At 60.6% G+C, this 18534-nt stretch carries 14 protein-coding genes and 1 pseudogene; all 15 read left to right on the top strand.

From position 1 onward, the window contains the following. The first annotated feature begins 24 nt into the window (after window positions 1-24). On the top strand, window positions 25-528 hold the full coding sequence (gene tssB / locus BLU85_RS14200) for a type VI secretion system contractile sheath small subunit (protein ID WP_092200439.1): 504 nt from the start codon (window positions 25-27) through the stop codon (window positions 526-528). A gap of 25 nt (window positions 529-553) precedes the next feature. After that, on the top strand, window positions 554-2029 hold the full coding sequence (gene tssC / locus BLU85_RS14195; RefSeq protein WP_092200442.1) for a type VI secretion system contractile sheath large subunit: 1476 nt from the start codon (window positions 554-556) through the stop codon (window positions 2027-2029). A 6-nt stretch (window positions 2030-2035) separates the two neighbouring features. After that, a complete protein-coding gene (gene tssE, locus BLU85_RS14190) occupies window positions 2036-2449 on the top strand; it encodes a type VI secretion system baseplate subunit TssE (RefSeq protein ID WP_092200445.1) in 414 nt (137 codons plus the stop codon). After that, window positions 2449-4236 (top strand): type VI secretion system baseplate subunit TssF, encoded by a 1788-nt coding sequence (gene tssF / locus BLU85_RS14185; protein WP_092200448.1) that lies wholly within the window; start codon window positions 2449-2451, stop codon window positions 4234-4236. The genes tssE and tssF overlap by 1 nt, the downstream gene beginning before the upstream one ends. Beyond that, complete coding sequence (tssG, locus tag BLU85_RS14180) at window positions 4200-5204, top strand: type VI secretion system baseplate subunit TssG (protein ID WP_092200451.1); 1005 nt, start codon at window positions 4200-4202, stop codon at window positions 5202-5204. The genes tssF and tssG overlap by 37 nt, the downstream gene beginning before the upstream one ends. Before the next feature lie 11 nt (window positions 5205-5215). Then, a complete protein-coding gene (gene tssH, locus BLU85_RS14175) occupies window positions 5216-7801 on the top strand; it encodes a type VI secretion system ATPase TssH (protein ID WP_092200454.1) in 2586 nt (861 codons plus the stop codon). A 10-nt stretch (window positions 7802-7811) separates the two neighbouring features. Further along, window positions 7812-9329, top strand: a complete 1518-nt coding sequence (locus tag BLU85_RS14170; RefSeq protein ID WP_092200551.1) for a sigma-54 interaction domain-containing protein — start codon at window positions 7812-7814, stop codon at window positions 9327-9329. A gap of 62 nt (window positions 9330-9391) precedes the next feature. Beyond that, on the top strand, window positions 9392-9532 hold the full coding sequence (locus tag BLU85_RS31405) for a type VI secretion protein (RefSeq protein ID WP_092200458.1): 141 nt from the start codon (window positions 9392-9394) through the stop codon (window positions 9530-9532). Window positions 9533-9552: 20 nt separating this feature from the next. Then, window positions 9553-10332 (top strand): annotated as a pseudogene (tagH, locus tag BLU85_RS14160) (type VI secretion system-associated FHA domain protein TagH); the annotation flags it as partial. Between the two features lie 59 nt (window positions 10333-10391). Beyond that, on the top strand, window positions 10392-10895 hold the full coding sequence (tssJ, locus tag BLU85_RS14155) for a type VI secretion system lipoprotein TssJ (protein ID WP_092200464.1): 504 nt from the start codon (window positions 10392-10394) through the stop codon (window positions 10893-10895). Next, complete coding sequence (tssK, locus tag BLU85_RS14150) at window positions 10892-12223, top strand: type VI secretion system baseplate subunit TssK (RefSeq protein WP_092200467.1); 1332 nt, start codon at window positions 10892-10894, stop codon at window positions 12221-12223. The genes tssJ and tssK overlap by 4 nt, the downstream gene beginning before the upstream one ends. 5 nt (window positions 12224-12228) lie before the next feature. Further along, window positions 12229-13092 (top strand): type IVB secretion system protein IcmH/DotU, encoded by an 864-nt coding sequence (icmH, locus tag BLU85_RS14145; protein ID WP_092200470.1) that lies wholly within the window; start codon window positions 12229-12231, stop codon window positions 13090-13092. Between the two features lie 13 nt (window positions 13093-13105). Then, window positions 13106-16579 carry a type VI secretion system membrane subunit TssM gene (tssM, locus tag BLU85_RS14140; protein ID WP_092200473.1) on the top strand — a complete coding sequence of 1158 codons (3474 nt, stop codon included), beginning with the start codon at window positions 13106-13108 and terminating at the stop codon, window positions 16577-16579. Further along, complete coding sequence (locus tag BLU85_RS14135) at window positions 16576-17304, top strand: PP2C family protein-serine/threonine phosphatase (protein ID WP_092200476.1); 729 nt, start codon at window positions 16576-16578, stop codon at window positions 17302-17304. Before tssM ends, BLU85_RS14135 begins: the two co-directional genes overlap by 4 nt. Next, window positions 17301-18233 carry a serine/threonine-protein kinase gene (locus tag BLU85_RS14130; protein ID WP_092200479.1) on the top strand — a complete coding sequence of 311 codons (933 nt, stop codon included), beginning with the start codon at window positions 17301-17303 and terminating at the stop codon, window positions 18231-18233. The genes BLU85_RS14135 and BLU85_RS14130 overlap by 4 nt, the downstream gene beginning before the upstream one ends. Window positions 18234-18534: the final 301 nt, after the last annotated feature.

Below are 18534 nucleotides of genomic sequence, written 5' to 3'. Positions count from 1 at the left end.
GTCCCAAACTGTAAGGAGAAGGTCATGGCCAAAGAAGGCTCGGTCGCCCCTAAGGAACGCATCAACGTCACCTTCAAACCCGCCACCGGCGGTGCTCAGGAGGACATTGAACTGCCGTTGAAATTGTTGGCGATCGGTGATTACACCCACCGCAAGGACGAACGCAAGGTCGAGGATCGCAAGCCGATTGGCATCGACAAAATGACCTTCGACGAAGTGCTGGCCAAGCAAGCGCTGAGCCTGACCCTGAACGTGCCGAATCGTCTCCAGGCACAAGGCGGTACTGAGGAATTGGCGGTGCAGCTGCGCTTGAACTCGATGAAAGACTTCAACCCGGCGAGCCTGGTCGAGCAAGTGCCGGAACTCAACAAACTGATGGCGCTGCGCGACGCGTTGGTAGCGCTCAAGGGCCCATTGGGTAACGCGCCGGCGTTTCGTAAAGCCATCGAAGGCGTACTCGCCAACGACGATTCCCGCCGCCGCGTACTGGATGAGCTGGGTCTGGATACCACAGCGAAGAGCGCTTGATTATTTCAGCCAAGGAAGCCGAAACATGAGTACCCATGCAGTGCAGCAGCAGAGCCAGGACAACGCGGATTACAGCATTCTGGAAAGCATCATCGCCCAGACCCGCCTGACCCCGGACGATGAAGCCTACGACATTGCCAAGCGCGGAGTATCCGCGTTCATCGAGGAGTTGCTCAAGCCGCAAAACAGCGGCGAGCCGGTCAAGAAGGCCATGGTCGACCGCATGATCGCCGAAATCGATGCCAAGCTCAGTCGCCAGATGGACGAAATCCTCCACCACCCGCAATTCCAGGCGTTGGAGTCGGCGTGGCGCGGTTTGCAGTTGCTGGTGGACCGCACCGACTTCCGCGAAAACATCAAGATAGAAATGCTCAATGTGTCCAAGGATGATTTGCTGGACGACTTCGAGGACTCGCCGGAAGTCATGCAATCGGGCCTGTACAAGCATATCTACACCGCAGAGTACGGCCAGTTCGGTGGACAGCCGGTGGGTGCGGTCATTGCTAACTACTTCATGTCCCCAAGCTCGCCGGACGTGAAATTGATGCAGTACGTGTCCAGTGTCGCCTGCATGTCCCATGCGCCATTCATCGCCGCGGCCGGTCCGAAATTCTTCGGCTTGGAGAGCTTCACCGGACTGCCGGACCTCAAGGACCTGAAAGATCATTTCGAAGGCCCGCAATTCGCCAAATGGCAGAGCTTCCGTCAATCGGAAGACGCCCGCTATTTCAGCCTGACCGTACCGCGCTTCCTGTTGCGCACCCCATACGATCCCCAAGAGAACCCGGTCAAGTCGTTCGTCTACAAGGAAACCGTTGCCAACAGCCACGAGCACTACCTGTGGGGCAACACGGCGTATGCGTTCGGTACGAGGCTGACCGACAGCTTCGCCAAATTTCGCTGGTGCCCGAACATCGTCGGTCCCCAAAGCGGTGGCGCGGTCGAAGACCTGCCGTTGCACCACTTCGAAAGCATGGGCGAAATCGAAACCAAGATCCCGACCGAAGTGCTGGTGTCTGACCGTCGCGAATATGAATTGGCCGAGGAAGGCTTCATCTCCCTGACCATGCGCAAAGGCAGTGACAATGCCGCGTTCTTTTCCGCCAGCTCCGTGCAGAAACCGAAGTTCTTCGGTAACAGTGCCGAGGACAAGCATGCCGAGCTGAACTACAAACTCGGCACCCAGTTGCCGTACATGATGATCGTCAATCGCCTGGCTCATTATTTGAAGGTGCTGCAGCGCGAGCAATTGGGGTCCTGGAAAGAGCGTACGGACCTGGAGCGTGAGCTCAACAACTGGATCCGCCAGTACGTGGCCGACCAGGAGAACCCGAGTGCCGAAGTCCGCGGCCGCCGTCCATTGCGTGCGGCGAAGATCGTTGTCAGTGACGTGGACGGTGAGCCGGGCTGGTACCGCGTTGGCCTCAACGTTCGGCCCCACTTCAAGTACATGGGCGCCGATTTCACGCTGTCGTTGGTTGGCAAATTGGACAAGGCGTAAGCACCCATGACTTACGGCAGCCTTTTCGAGCGCCTGGCCGGTGATGCTAAAAAGCGTGCGGGTTTGAGCCGCGAGGCCTGCGTCGTCACATCCGTGGCTGCGCATCTGGCCAAGATGCTCAGCACCCGGGCGGGTAGCGTGCAGACGCTCGCGGATTACGGGCTGCCGGACCTCAATGACATGCGCTTGAGCCTGCACGATGCGGGCAGCCAGGCCCGCAAGGCGATCGAGACCTTTATCAATACCTACGAGCCACGTCTGCGCAACGTCTGTGTCGTTTCAATGCCGAGTAACGCCAATCAGCTTCGCCTGTCCTTGCGCATCGACGCCTTGCTGGATGTGGAAGGGATCAAGCGGCAGGTCAGTTTTTCCGCGTGTCTGGACGGCAGCGGTCAGGTCAAGGTCAAGGATAGCCACTGATGTCGTTCAATCATTACTACCAGAGCGAGCTGACAGCGCTCCGCCAGTTGGGTCGACGTTTCGCCGAGCGTAACCCGGCGCTGGCTCCCTTTCTGGGACAGGCTGGACGGGACCCGGATGTAGAGCGGCTACTGGAAGGGTTTGCATTTCTGACCGGGCGACTGCGCCAGAAGCTTGATGACCAGTTGCCGGAGCTGAGCCATTCGCTGATGCAGCTGTTGTGGCCGAACTACATGCGGCCTTTGCCAGCCTTCGGCATTTTACAGTTCGATCCGCTGCAGCGATCCGGCCCCGCGTTGCGGGTCGAGCGCGATACTCCGGTCGAAAGCAAGCCTGTCCAGCAGGTGCGTTGTCGTTTCCTGACGTGTTACCCCACGCAAGTCCTTGCGCTTGATCTGACTCGGTTGAGTTACTCCTTGAAAGGGGAGGGGTCGCTGTTGAGCCTGCATCTGGAGATGTGTTGCGACGGTCATTTAGGCGAGCTGCAACTGAGCCGTCTGCGCCTGCACTTGACTGGCGAGCGCTACATCAGCCAGATGCTCTATCTCAGCCTGCTACGTAACCTTGAGGTTATCGAGTTGATCCCGCTGGACGGCACTGGTGTGGCCCTGCGGGCTGCGGATGGCAGTCCAATCACGTTCAGGCTCCCCGCCGACCGTGTGCAGCCGGTAGGGTTTGCCGAAGAGGAAGCACTGGTCCCGTATCCTCTGAATACATTTCGCGGCTATCGCTACCTGCAAGAGTATTTCGCTTTCCAGGACAAGTTCCTGTTCGTCGACATCGATGGCCTGGACGTGATCAACGCCTTGCCGCGTGGCAACATCGAACAGATGCGAGGCCTGGAGCTGCGCTTCGACATCGGCAAAAGTGGTATCCAGCGGATGCGTCCGACGCTGGATAACATAAAGCTGTACTGCACGCCGATCGTCAATCTGTTCAAGCATGACGCCCAGCCGATCCGCCTGGACGGCAAACAGGATGAGTATCTGCTGTTGCCGGCCGATTACGACCAGGCGCACTGCGGCGTGTTTTCGGTCGAAAGCGTCACTGGCTGGACCCCCGGAGGCCTGGGTTATCAGGCCTATGTGCCGTTCGAGTCTTTCGAGCACGATTCAAGCTTCGATGTGCCCCACAGCCGCCCCTACTACAGCGTTCGTCAGCGACCTTCGTTGTTGCACGGCGGTCTGGACACTTGCCTGGGCTTTGGTGTCCGACACACTCACCCACATGAAACCCTGTCCATCGAGTTGATGTGTACCAACCGGAACCTGCCGCGCCAGCTCAAGCCGGGTGATATCGACCAACCCGGCGAAAAAAGCCCCGAGGGGCTGAGTTTCCGCAACATCGGCCCCGTCACGCCAAGCTTCGCGCCGCCACTCAATCACGACTTCCTCTGGAAGCTGATCAGCAACATGTCTCTCAACTACCTGTCACTGGCAGACGTCAATGCGCTCAAGGTGATTCTCGAAAGCTACGATTTTCCGCGTTACCACGACGAGCAGGCAGAGAAAGTCAGCAAGCGTTTGCTGGAGGGGCTCAAGTCGATCCGGCACCAGCACGTCGACCGCCTGCACCAGGGCTTGCCGGTGCGTGGCTTGCGCACCGAACTGACCGTCGACCCGCAGGGTTACATCGGCGAGGGCGACCTGTTCGTCTTCGCCTCGGTTCTCAACGAGTTCTTCGCGTTGTATGCCAGCCTCAATTCGTACCACGAACTGCGGGTGAACAGCACACAGGGAGAGGTGTACCAATGGACACCCCGCATGGGCCAACAGCCGCTTCTCTGAGCGTGCTGACACGAGGAATACGCGAGTACTCGTTATTCCAGGCTGTGTTGCTGGTCATTGATCGGCTGCGCGAGGCTCGCCCAGGCCTGGATGACGACGCGTTGTACGACCGGTTGGAATTCCAGGCCAACCCAAGCCTGGGGTTCCCGGCCAGCGACATTGATCGTGTGGAGTTTTTCGAAGAACACGGCCAGGTGCGGGCGCGTCTGTGCTTGAACCTGATTGGGTTGGTGGGGGCGGGGTCGCCGCTGCCGGCGTTCTATGGTGAGCAGGCCCTGGGGGAGGAAAAGAACAACCCGACACGGGACTTCCTCGATGTCTTTCACCATCGTCTCCAACGGCTGATGTTGCCGATCTGGCGCAAGTACCGTTACTGCGCAAGTTTTCAGAGCGGTGCCCGAGATCCATTTTCCGAACAGTTGTACGCGTTGATCGGTTTGGGGGGCGAAGAGATTCGCAAGGCCAGTCAACTGAACTGGAAACGTCTGCTGCCATACCTGGGCTTGCTGAGCCTGCGTGCCCATTCGGCGGCGCTGATCGAAGCCGTACTGCGTTATTACTTCAAGCACGCCGAACTGAACCTCGAACAGTGCATCGAGCGGCATGTGGACATCCTTGAGGAACAGCGCAATCGCCTGGGAAGCGCCAATAGCCTGCTCAGCCAGGACCTGGTGCTCGGCGAGCGGGTGCGCGACCGCAGCGGCAAGTTCCGGATCCATATCTGCGAGTTGGACTGGCAGCGTTTCCACGAATTTTTGCCCATCGGAAGCGGTTACCAGCCGTTGTGCTCGCTGGTGCGATTCACCCTGCGTGATCCCCTTGAATATGACATTCGCCTGGTCCTGCGCCAGCAGGAGATTCGTCAGCTGTGCATCGGTGAACAGAACACCTGCCGCCTGGGATGGACCAGTTGGCTGGGACACGAGCGCGCCGATGGCATGGTGACCCTTGGCAGCAAAATTCATTAGGAATGGATGACATGATCAACGTTGACCTTCAGCAACTGATCCAGGCGTTGGACGCCGAAACCAGGCGTGATCTGGAGCGCGCGGCCGAGCAATGCGTGGCCCGCGGCGCAGACAAGGTCCTGGTGGAGGACTTGATGCTGGGCTTGTTGGAGCGTCCGCAGGGGCTGCTCGCGCGTGCCTTGCAGGACGCCCAGGTCAGTGCCGGCGAACTGGGCGCGGCCTTGCAACCGCGGATGGGGCACAGTGCTTCGCGCAACCCGGTATTCGCCCCGGAACTGGTGCAGTGGTTGCAGGATGCGCTGCTGGTGGCCAATCTCGAACTCGGCCACAGTCAGGTCGGACAAGCCGCGTTGATTCTGGCGCTGCTGCGCAATCCGCTCCGCTACGCCGGGAGTGCTTACCTGGCGCTGCTGACCCGACTGAACGTCGATCGGCTGAAAGCGTTCGCCTTGTCGCAACAGGCTCAACCGGTTGCCGACCAGCCCGCCACGCCGGACGACTCTCTGCTGGCGTGCTTTACCCATGACCTGACCCGACAGGCCCGCGAAGGCCAACTCGACCCGGTGCTTTGTCGCGATGACGAAATCAGGCAGATGATCGATATTCTCGTTCGTCGCCGCAAAAACAATCCAATCGTGGTCGGTGAGGCGGGGGTGGGCAAGACCGCCATCGTTGAGGGATTGGCGTTGCGCATCGTTGCCGGGGACGTACCCCCGGTGCTTGAGAGCGTTGAACTGCTTTCGCTGGATATGGGGCTGCTGCAGGCCGGTGCCAGCATCAAAGGGGAATTCGAGCGTCGTCTCAAGGGGGTGGTCGACGAGGTCAAGGCTTCGCCCAAGTCCATCATCCTGTTCATCGACGAGGCCCATACTTTGATCGGCGCGGGCAACAACGCCGGAGGTGCCGATGCGGCGAACCTGCTCAAGCCGGCCTTGGCCCGGGGCGAGCTGCGTACGATCGCGGCCACCACCTGGACCGAGTATAAAAAATACTTTGAAAAAGACCCGGCCCTGGCCCGTCGTTTCCAACCGGTGCAATTGCACGAGCCGACCGTCAGCGAAGCGGTGACCATTCTGCGTGGCCTGGCCCGTATTTACGAAAACAGTCACGGCATCTACCTGCGTGATGATGCGGTGGTCGCGGCAGCGCAATTATCGGCCTGCTACCTGGCCGGTCGTCAGTTGCCGGACAAGGCCGTGGACGTGCTCGACACCGCCTGCGCTCGCGTGCGCATCAGCCTGGCCGCTGCCCCGCAAAGTCTGGAGCGATTGCGCGGCGAACTGGCCGAAGGCGAGCGCCAACGCCGGGCGCTGCGGCGCGATGCCGAGGCGGGCCTATCCATTGACCTTCAGGCGCTGGAAGCGTTGGAGGCAGGTCTGGCGACCATCGAAGAAGAGTGCCAAACGCTGGAAATCCGATGGACCGAGCAACGAATTCTCGCGGAGCGTTTGCTGTCGCTGCGTCAGCAATTGGCCAGGGCACGGGAAAGCGCAGTGGATCAAGCCCTCAGTATTGAAGCCCTGGAAGCGGCGGTGGAGCAAACATACGGCACGCTGGTGGCCGCGCAAACCCAGGAGCGTCTGGTCAGCTTCGAAGTTTGCCCGCGACTGATAGCCGAGGTGATCAACGCGTGGACCGGTGTACCGCTGGCGCAATTGGCACGCGAGCACAATCTGAAAGTCGCCAGTTTCGCCACGGACCTGCGTGCGCGTATTCGTGGGCAGGAACCGGCTGTGCGGGCCCTTGATCGTGCGATGCGCGCCGCCGCAGCAGGCTTGAACAAACCCGATGCCCCGGTGGGCGTATTTCTGTTGGTAGGCCCCAGTGGCGTTGGCAAGACCGAAACGGCACATGCCCTCGCCGACCTGCTCTATGGCGGTGAGCGGTTCATCACCACGATCAACATGGCCGAGTTTCAGGAGAAACACACCGTTTCCCGGCTGATCGGCGCGCCGCCGGGCTACGTCGGTTTTGGTGAAGGTGGGATGCTCACCGAAGCCGTGCGGCAAAAGCCCTATAGCGTGGTGTTGCTCGATGAGGTCGAGAAAGCCGACCCCGATGTGTTGAACCTGTTCTACCAGATCTTCGACAAGGGCTTGGCCAACGATGGGGAAGGGCGGGAGATTGATTTTCGCAACACCCTGATTCTGATGACGTCGAACCTGGGCAGTGAACGTATCGACGCACTGTGCGAAAACGGCGCACAACCAAGCGCCGAGCGCCTTGAAGAATCCATTCGCCCGATCCTCAGCGAGCATTTCAAGCCAGCGTTGCTGGCTCGCATGTGCGTGGTCCCGTATTACCCGGTCAGTGGGCCGGTGTTGCGTGAGCTGGTGGAAATCAAACTCGACCGCCTGGGCGAGCGGTTGCGTCGTCGGCAGTTGGGCTTCAGTTATTGCGGGTATCTGGTGAGTCACCTGGTCGAGCGCTGCAGCCGCAATGACCGTGGTGCGCGGCTGATTGACCAACTGCTCGACCAACACCTGATGCCGCTGGTGGCCGACCGCTTGCTCGCGGCCATGGCCGGTGGCGAGCCGCTACGGCATGTACATGCGGTACTCAAGGGTGAAGCCAGCATCGCGTGCGAGTTCTCCTGAGATGGGCGCCATGTTCAAGACGCTCTCGCAGCCGCTGGACTATGCCGAAGCACTCCTGGCGCAGTTCTTCAACCTCTCACGCTTGACGGACGGTGCGGTGTTGGTGGGGCAGTTCATCCAGGGCGTGGCACGGCTCAGCGGCTGTGAGCTGGTGCAGTTGTACGTGCTCGATGCCACCGGTACCCGCCTGGAAATGAACACCGAATGCCTGGAAGGCCAGTTGCAGTTTCGTGATCCGCAAAGCCTGCCTTCCGATTATCACGCTGAGCAGTTGCTGCAGTTTTCCCTGGGCCAGAACCGTGTGGTGTGCCTCGGCGCGTTGGGCGACAGCGTGCACGAAACCCGCTTTCTGCCAACCCGGGCCACACCCTGGCAGTCACTGTTGTGCATGCCCCTGGTCGGCCCGCAGGATCGTGTCGGGGGCCTGTTGCTGTGTGCCAGCGATCAGCACCTCGACCTGCATGGGGTTGCTGAATCCCTAAGGCAGCTCGGGGTCTTTGCCCTTGGCCAGATGCATCTGCTGCAGCGCCTGCAGCGTCCTGTCGCCGAGTCCGTATCCGTTACCTCAAGCCTGCCGAGTGGCATCAGCTATGGCCTGATCGGCAAGAGCGTGGCGATGCGCAAGACGTGCTCATTGCTCAGTAAAGTGCTGCACAGCCCCTATACCGTCTTGCTGCGGGGTGAAACCGGCACCGGCAAGGAGGTGGTGGCTCGGGCCCTCCATGACCACGGCCCGCGTCGATCCAAGGCGTTTATCGTGCAGAACTGTGCGGCGGTTCCCGAGAATCTGCTGGAGAGTGAGCTGTTCGGCTATCGCAAGGGCGCGTTCACCGGTGCCGACCGGGACCGTGCCGGGCTGTTCGACGCGGCCAACGGTGGCACGCTGTTGCTCGATGAAATTGGCGACATGCCGTTGTCCCTGCAAGCCAAGTTGTTGCGAGTGTTGCAGGAGGGCGAAATTCGCCCGTTGGGGTCCAACGACACTCATCACGTCGATGTACGCATCGTTGCCGCCACTCACCGCGACCTCAAGCAGCTGATGGAGGAGGGTAAATTCCGCGAAGACCTGTATTACCGCCTCGCACAATTTCCGATCCAATTACCGGCGTTGCGTCAGCGCGACGGCGACATCATCGAACTGGCGCGGCATTTTGCTGGCAAGGCTTGCGCACTCCTGCAGCGTGATCCTGTGCGTTGGTCAGACGCAGCGCTCGATCACCTGGCTGCCTACGGCTTCCCGGGCAATGTCCGTGAACTCAAGAGTGTCGTGGAAAGGGCTGTGCTCCTGTGCGAGAACGGCGAACTGCTTATCGAGCATTTTGCGCTGCACATCGACCCGCCCTCCGAGCGCGGCCGAATCAACCTGCGTGAGCGAATGGAGCAGATCGAACGAGGTTTGTTGATCGATTGCCTGCGCGAGCATTCGGGTAACAAGACCCGCGCCGCCCGCGAACTCGGCCTGCCGCTGCGCACATTGATATATCGCCTCGCGCGCCTGAACGTCCAGCGCAGTGATTTCAATGATTGACCCCGACCTCGCCCTATTCGTAGCCGTTCCAGCCCAATCCTTTCATTCCTGGAGACTTTTCGATGCCTGTTTTTCCCTGGCAAGCCGTCCTGTTGACGGTTTTCGTGTCACTCACTCTGGGCGGATGCAGCGCCAATTACACATTCAACGACAGTGGCTATCGCCCTTTGGGTGATCCACAGGCGGTTAATCGCGGCAAGTGATCCCAAGGAGCCTTTGATAGATGGAACTTGTTTTCGAAATACTGAACGCCAACCAGTTCGTCCCGTCACGGCTGTGCCAAAAGACCTTTGGGCCGGCCGGCGGCGTGATCGGGCGGGGCGAGGGCTGCCACTGGGTCATCCATGACCGCGAGCGCCTGCTGTCCAAGCGTCATGCGCAGGTCAGTTTCCGTGACGGTGTATTTTTCCTGACCGACACCAGTGGCAACGGTACGACTCATCGCGAAAGCGGCGCGCGTCTGCCCAAGGGCGAGCCGGTACGGATACAGGACGGAGACGCCTACATTATGGGCGATTTCGAGGTCCTCGCACGGCTGGTCTCCAGACCGGCGGGCCACCTTGCCGAAGCGAGCCGTCCGATGCCGGTCGACAGCCTCATTCCGGATGACGCCTTTCTGGAACTCGACCCGCTGAAGGCGCTGGATCAGCAGGAGCGGGCCGGGCTGGACGTCGATGAGCTGATAAACCCCGCTGTCGTGCCGCCGGATGCCCTTGGGCGGCCGGATTATGCGCGTATCGACATGGAAAACCTGCTCTGGCCGGAGTTGGTCGAAGCCCCCCTTGAACCAGGCCCGCCCGCCGACGTTATTGATCACCCTCACGAAGGCTTTTGGCAGCGCTTCGGTACCGCCCTGGGCATGGATCTCGACAGCCTGGATGGCGAGGCCCGCGAAGCCCTGGCGATCAACGCTGCGCTGCTGCTCAAACAAAGCATCCAGGCTTTGCAACAGAGCCTGCGTACTCGCTCGGAATTGAACAGCGAATGGCGTCAGGCCCAGACCTATGAAGAGCGGGTTCGTTTGATTGCCGGTCTGCAAATCGACCTTCAAGGATGATGCCCATGCCGCACTGCACGATGCACTTATCCAAGATTTTGCCGGCGTTAGCCACGACCCTGCTGCTGGCTGGTTGCTCCGCGTTGTCGCCCTTTTCGACGATGACCAAGCTCGATCTCACACTGACGGCCAGTGATCGACTCAACCCCGACCTCAATGGACGGCCATCGCCCGTGGTGGTGCGGTTGTTCGAACTCAAGCACCCCGTGGCTTATGAAAACGCAGATTTCTTCAGTCTCTATGAGCGCGCAAGGGAAACACTGGCACCTGATCTGGTTTCCAGCGAGGAGCTGGAACTGCGCCCAGGCGAAACCGTCGAGCTCAGGCTCGCTATCAGCGGGGATGGCCGTTACGTCGGCATACTCGCGGCGTACCGTGACCTGCCGCACGTCCGCTGGCGCTACACACTGCCGGTGGCGGCGACGCAGTTGAATGAAGCGAACCTGACACTCGACGAGGATGGGATTGCCAACACGCTTGAGCAACTGGCCAAGGTGGATGACCGATGAATCACGATAAGGTCATCTGGCAGGAAGGCATGCTGTTGCGCCCGCAACATCTACAACACAACGATCGCTACTTCGACCACCAGTTGAAGGTTCGCACCCGGTTGCTGGCCAGCTACGCCTGGGGATTCCTGGCGTTGGAGATCGATCTGCAATTCCTCAACATGGGGCAACTGGTGGTCAGCAAGGCCAGCGGGGTCCTGCCGGACGGCAGTCTGTTCGAGCTGGGTGGCAACGCCGAGCCGCTGGCCTTGGAAGTACCGTCCAATACCTGCAATACACCGATCTACCTCGCGCTGCCATTGGTGACCGGCAATCACATCGAGTCCCGTCGTCCGGAGCAATCTGATGTATTGGCACGCTACACCCTCTACGACGCGCGAGTGACCGACTCCAACGCCTGGGATGCCGGTGCAAGCCAGGTCAGTTGCGGCCGCCCGGACCTGCGCCTGCTGCTGGGCGAACAGCAGAGTGACCATGCGTTTGTGAAGCTCAAGCTCTGCGAGGTGCTCGATACCACGGCCGATGGTGTCATCAGGCTCGATCCGAACTTTGTGCCGACCTTCATCCAGGCCCGCTCCTCCCATTATTTGCTGGCGTGCCTCAAGGAGATCATCGGCATGCTTGCCCATCGGGGCGATAGCCTGGCCGAGCGGGTCCGCTTCAATGGCAAGGCCGGTGGTGCTCAAGTCGGCGATTTCATGATGCTGCAACTGATCAACCGCAGCGAACTGTTGCTACGTCATTACCTGGACCTGGAGCAGGTACACCCCGAAACACTGTACCGAGCGCTGCTGGCCTTGCTGGGTGACTTGGCAACGTTCTCCAGTGACAGCAAGCGCCCTCCGCTCAACAACCGCTACCAGCACAGCGACCAAGGCGCGTGTTTTCGAACCCTGATGCAAGCGATCCGCCAGGTTCTATCGATGGTGCTCGAGCAACACGCTATCGAGCTGCAACTGCAGCCGCGTCAATACGGAATCATCGTCTCGCCAGTGCAGGATCTGTCACTGCTGGACACCGCTTCATTCGTACTGGCGGCAAGTGCCCACTGCGACGGCGAAGAACTGCGCCATCGATTGCCTGCGCATCTCAAGGTCGGTTCGGTGGAACGTATCCGCCAGTTGGTCAACCTGCATCTGCCCGGCATCAAGCTCAGGCCTTTGCCCGTGGCCCCTCGGCAGATTGCATTCCATGCCAACAAAACCTATTTCATTCTCGAGCCCAACGCCGAAGACCTGGCGCAACTGAAGCGCTCCGCAGGTTTTGCGTTCCATGTCAGCGGTGATTTCGCCGAGCTTGAACTGAATTTCTGGGCCATCAGGAACTGAACCAAATGGATAAGGAAAGTCCCCAGGACGAAAAAACGGTCCTGCTCGACCACCATGGACAACGTCCCGTTTCAGGGCCCTTGACCGACGCTGCCGCGCCGCCGCGTTTCGAACAGTTGCAAGAGCGAATGATCTACGCCGCGCACCTGCCGCAACCCCAGGTATTCACGGTCAGCCTCAATCCGCTGGTTGCGGCGGCGTCCGGATTGCTGTCGCACATGGTGCAGCTCAAGCACGGGCGCGAACGCGAGGACCTGCACGCCCTTAAAGGGGAGCTGAAGCGGGGCCTGGAGCGGTTCGAAGCCTGTGCCTTGCAGGGCGGTGTCGAAAACAGTCAGCTGATCGCCGCGCGTTACGTGCTGTGCACGGTGATCGATGAGGCGATTGTTACCACGCCGTGGGGCCACGGAGGTGGTTGGTCACAGATAAGCCTGCTCAGCACTTTCCACAATGAAACCTTCGGCGGCGAGAAAGTCTTTCAATTGCTTGAGCGCTTGTCGAAGAACCCCGTCAAGCACCTGCCGATACTTGAGTTGTTGTACCTGTGCCTGTCCCTGGGTTTCGAGGGTAAGTACCGGATTCAGACCCGCGGGATGCTCGAACTCGAAAGCCTGCGCGATACCCTGTATCGGCTGATTCTCCAGACCCGCGGCGACACCCCGCGTGAACTGTCGCCTCACTGGGAAGGCCTCGACGGTGCGCGACGCCGTCCGGTGCGCATTGTCCCGACCTGGACGGTGGCGGTGTTCACGCTGGCCTGCCTAGGAGTGATGTACGCGAGTTTCGCCTGGGTATTGGACGCGCAACGCAAAAGCGTATTGCAATCTTATCAACTGTCAGAACCGGTCGCTGCAAAGCCGCTGCCGTAAACAGGGACGTGTCATGGAATTGCTTTTCAGGAAAGCCGGCGCCTGGGTGCGCCAGACCTGGGTTTGGACGCTGTTGCTGGTGCTGTGTGTCACGCTGTTGGTGTGGTTCGCCGGGCCACTCCTGGCCGTCAATGACTACAAGTTCTGGGCGAGTCCGACGGCGCGATTGCTGACCGCCAGCGTGCTGGTGCTGGGCTGGGGCCTAGGCATGGTTTTCATCAATGAGCGCGCCGCTTCCAGCGCCAACTCCCAACAAAACGTTCCCGACCAGGCTCGGGTCCTGCACCAAGCCAGGATCGACGATGAGCGGCACGAAGTGCGCTCGCGCTTCAAGCAGGCCTTGACCACGTCCAGGTCCTCGAACCTTTATGCCGGCCGCAGAGATGTGCCCTGGTACCTGCTGGTAGGCTCGCCTGCCAGCGGCAAGACCCATCTGCTGGAGTGCTCGGGCCTTGAGTTTCCTCTCAATAGACTAGAGCGCAGCTTTGTCAGCGACGCATCTGGCACTCGGTATTGCGATTGGTATTTTGCCGAGCACGCCGTGCTGGTCGACACCGCCGGGCGCTACCTGACTCAGACGGACAGTGAGGTCGATGGCCACGGCTGGGCGGTACTGCTCGAACTGTTGCGCAAGCGTCGCCGCAGTCGTCCGTTGGGCGGTGTGCTGGTGACGGTGCCGGCCGAGCTGCTGTTGCAGGGCAGCGAGGACGAAGTGACCACGCTGGCCCGCCAGATTCGTGGTCGCCTGCAGGAGCTGCAACGGCGACTGCACATCGATGTCCCGATTTACCTGGTCTTGAGCAAAGCGGACAGCGTGCCTGGATTCAATGAGTTCTTTGATTCGCTGACGCGTGAGGAAAACGACCAGGTGCTGGGGGCGAGTTTCAGCCGGGACTCGCGCGGCAGTGACATCACCGTGCTACGTGCCGAGTTCGAGGCGCTGTTGCAGCGGCTCAATAGCCAAATGATTATGCGCATGCATCAGGAGCGCGACACGCTGCGCCGTAGCCGTATGCTTGATTTCCCTCATCGACTTGGACAGCTCGGCACCAGCCTGTGCCTGCTGGTCGAACAGGTGTTCAGCGGTAACGTCGGGACGTTGCGTGGTTTCTATTTGACCTGCGCATCGTCGCCGGATCGCACGGCGACCTCGACCGCCGAGCCTGGCTACACGGGGTTGGGGGGCAGCCATATCGCACCTGGCAGGCGCTCGCGATTCATTCATCACTTGCTCAGCCGGGTGATCTTTCCGGAAGCCGATTTGAGCGACCTCGTTCAACGCGAACGCCGCCGTATCCATTGGAGGCAGCGGGCCCTATACCTTGGAGCGCTGGCAGTCGTTGGCCTGTGCGGGTTGTTGTGGGCGAAGGGTTTTTCAACCAACCACGAGCGCCTAGACAACCTGCGTACGCTGGCGCAACGTTGGGACCAGCAGCAATCGACCCAGGTGAACGCTGATGACTGGAGTGCGCTGCTTGAATCACTGGATACGCGTTTGGAGGCCACTCGGGTTTTCCCACCCTACAGTGCGGTGCCGTTGCATGAGCGTGTCGGCTTGTATCAGGGGGAAGCGATCAAGGCTGCTGTGGCCGACGCTTACGAGCGTGAGCTTCAGGCGCAACTGTTGCCGAAGATTGCACAGAGGCTGGAAGAGCATGTCCGCAACAACCGGGCTGACCGCGAGCAACTGCTCAACAGCCTGCGTGCGTACTTGATGCTGGGTCTGAAAGAGCGCCGCGATATCGCCTGGCTCAAGGATCGGGTGGCCAACGACGAATCGCTTCGTTACCCCGGCAACACGGCGCGGCAAGAGCGCTTGAATGCCCACTTCGCGCGCCTGTTGGAGCTGCCCTTCATCCATGAGCTCAACGAGCCGCTGGTGGCCCAGGCTCGGGAGGCCCTTCGCCGTGAGTCCTTGGCCGTCGTCGTGTACAGGATGCTGCACGAACAGGCCAATCATCTGCCGCTCTACCGACTCAGCCAACACCTGGGTTCACAAGGTGCGCTGCTGGTTGGCACCGACCGTGTGATCCCCGGTTTCTTCACCCGCCAGGGTTACGAACGCTATTTTTCGGTCCAGGGCGTGGCCCTGGTCACCGAATTGCTGCGAGACAACTGGGTATTGGGTGAGGGCGATGGTCTCAGCGGCATGGACATGCGTCGCCTGATGGTCGAACTGGAACAGCTGTATTTTCGTGATTATGCCGACCACTGGAGCGAAGCCGTCGGCCAGGTCGCCCTGCAAACCATCAGCCATCCGGGTGAGGGCGCTGAGCAACTCGCGGGTCTGACCTCGGCTCATTCGCCGATTCTGCGGCTGCTGGTGCAAGTGCGTGAGAACACTCGACTCCATATGCTTGCCGAGCAGCTCGACGATCTGGCGCCGGCGGCCGGGAAGGGTGGACAAGCCGTGACAAACCTCGTCGCCGTGGCTGGTAAAGCCGCTGCGTCGCTGACCGAGCATTTGCCGGATACCGCGCAAAAATCCTTGCGTCGACGTTTCGAACCGCTGCATCGCCTTCTGGATGACGATGGTGGCCCCACGGCTGATCTGGTCCAGGCCTTGCGGGCCCTTGATGAGGTGCAATTGCAGCTGTCGAACCTGGCCCGGGCCAGTGCACCGGAACAAGCGGCGTTCGAACTGGCCAGGCACCGCATGGGCGGGCAGCGCGATGCGCTGAGCAACCTGCGCGACGCCTCTGCCCGGCTGCCGCGGCCAGTCAAGGCATGGTTCAACGTGCTGGCCGAGGATAGCTGGCGCTTGGTGCTCAACGACTCGTACCGCTACCTGAACCAGCGTTATCAGAGCGAGCTGTACAGTTTTTACGGCAAGGCGATCAACAAGCGGTATCCGTTCAGCGCCCACAGTGCCAGCGATGTCGCGCTCAACGACTTCCGGGAGTTTTTCAAGGAGCAGGGCATCGTCGATCGATTCTTCGATCATTACATGCAGCCCTTCGTCAGCGGCCCTGCGGGACACTATCGCCTGCGCAGCATTGACGGCCAGAGCTTGCCGATGTCCCGGGTCTACCTTGACCAGATGGCGACAGCGCATACCATCCGCCGGAGCTTTTTCGCCGAAAACCCGACCGAACCGCAAGTGCAGTTCAAGCTTGAACCGTACACCCTGGATCCGGGGGTGAGCCGTGCTGAATTTCGCTTTGGCGACCAGACGCTTGAATACCGCCACGGTCCGATCCTGCCGGTGGCGTTTACCTGGCCAACCGACGCGCAGAACGGTCGGACCGCCCTGGTGCTGGATAAAATGATCGGTCGTGGCGTCGGCATCGAGAAGAATACCGGGCCGTGGTCGCTGTTTCGTTTGTTCGACCTGATGCAGAGCGAATACCTGACCGGGCGCGATGTCCGTGTATTGAAGGCGGACCTGGGTGGCCTGCGCGCCAATTACTTACTGACGAGCCAGCGCACGCCGAACCCTTTCGACATGAGCGTCCTGCGCACATTTCGCCTGCCGGTGCAGCTTTGAAACAGGCGCCCGACCCCTGGCGCAGCGCCGCGCGCACGGACCCTGGCAAGACCCGGGCACGTAACGAGGACGCCTTTCTCGACTGCCCGCGACAGGGAGTGTGGGCGGTCGCCGATGGCATGGGCGGCCATTCGGGCGGCGACATCGCCAGCCAGTTGATCGTTGCCAACCTGACGGCACTGCCCTTGTACCAGGACTTGGATGAACGTTCGAAAGCGGTGCGCCAATGCCTGCGCTGGACCAACCGCCGGTTGAGCCAGGAGCTTACCGTCACCGAAGATCATCCCGGCATTACCGGCAGCACGGTGGTGGCGCTGTTGCTGGAAGGGAACCGTGGGGTCTGCATCTGGGCGGGCGACAGCCGTTGTTATCTGTGGCGCGGTCGTCGGTTGTACCAATTGACCAAGGATCACTCACTGCAACAGCAACTGATCGACACGCAACACATCAGCCGCGATGAAGCCGGTGCCCATCCTGCGGCCAAGGCATTGACGCGCGCGGTGGGCGCCGCACCAGAACTGACGTTGGAGGTGCTGGAACTGGATGTTCACCCGGGCGACACATTTTTGCTGTGCAGTGACGGTCTGTATCAAGGCCTTGGTGCACAAGCCCTTGGTAATGCCTTGGGCCTGGCTTCGCCACGCAGGGTGTTGGAGCGGCTTTTCGATGACGCCTTGCGTGGTCCGGCGCGGGATAACCTGACGGCCATAGTGATCCGACCGTGAATGAAGAGGGTGGTCATCCCACGTATTTCGCTTTCGCCAATAGGGCACCCATTGTGAAATCCAACCTGCGTTGCGCCAGCGAAGCTCCGGACATACTCGCAGGGCGCTATTGCCTTGAACGTCTGCTTGGGGCTGGCGGCATGGGTGTTGTTTATCGTGCGCGGGATCTGTTGCACGAACAATACGCCGATCCTGATCCGTACCTGGCCTTGAAGATGCTCAGTGAGGCATTCGACGCGACAACCGATGCAAGTGCACTGCTCTACAGCGAGTTCGCCCTGACGCGGCGATTGCACCACCCGAATATTTTGCGTCCCTACACCTTCGAAGTGGATGCTGGCCAACGGCGAGCATTCATCACTATGGAGCTGATGCGCGGCCTGACCCTGGACCAACTGCTTTGCGAACGGCCCCTGGGGCTGCCTTGGCCTGAACTGAAGGCGATCGCCGTGCCGCTGCTCGATGCTTTGGCGTACGCCCACAGCCGTGGCGTACTGCATGGCGACATGAAGCCGAGCAACGTCATGTTGAGCGAGGAGGGCCTGCGTCTGTTCGATTTTGGCTTGGGCCTGGCCGAGGAAGGGCCCTCGCAGCACCTGCCGAACCTGAACCGTGAGCGCCTCAACGCCTGGACGCCAGGTTACGCGGCACCTGAACTGCTTGAAGGTGCACGCCTGTCAGCGGGGGCCGATGTCTATGGTGTGGCTTGCGTGCTGTATGAACTGGCGAGCGGCCAACACCCGTTCCGACGGTTACCCGCCACCGAGGCTCGCAATGCCCGGTTGGAGCGCGGGCTCAAGGCACCGCGCAACCTGCCCAGGCGTTGCTGGCCGGCGCTGCGAATGGCGTTGGCGCTTGATCCGGGGCAGCGGCGTATTGGTGCGGCTCAGTTGCGTGATGCCTGGGGTGATGTTTCGTCTTGGTGGTGACATTTCCCTGTGGGAGTGAGCAGCGGTCTTGTCTGACCCGGTGATGTTGAAGGTGCCGCCGTCATCGCGAGCAAGCTCCGCTCCCACAGTCAGCGGGAGCAAGCTCCCTCGCCACGGGGGGTGGTGCTGCGATTAGCGAGGGAGTTGCCCTCGATCCCCCAGGAGTTCATCGATCAGTTCGTCAAAGGCTCGATGAGCGCTGAAGCCATTCAGGACGCCTCCATTGTGTCGCTAAAAAGCCATTTCGACGACACGTTCCATTCTCATGTCGTCGCCAGCGACATGAGAGCATAACGTGTCG

The organism is Pseudomonas sp. NFACC14 (genome assembly GCF_900106885.1).
Classification (GTDB): Bacteria; Pseudomonadota; Gammaproteobacteria; order Pseudomonadales; family Pseudomonadaceae; genus Aquipseudomonas; species Aquipseudomonas fluorescens_AA.
The sequence above is the reverse complement of the archived record's forward strand: the minus strand, read 5'-3'. Positions and strand labels throughout refer to the sequence as shown.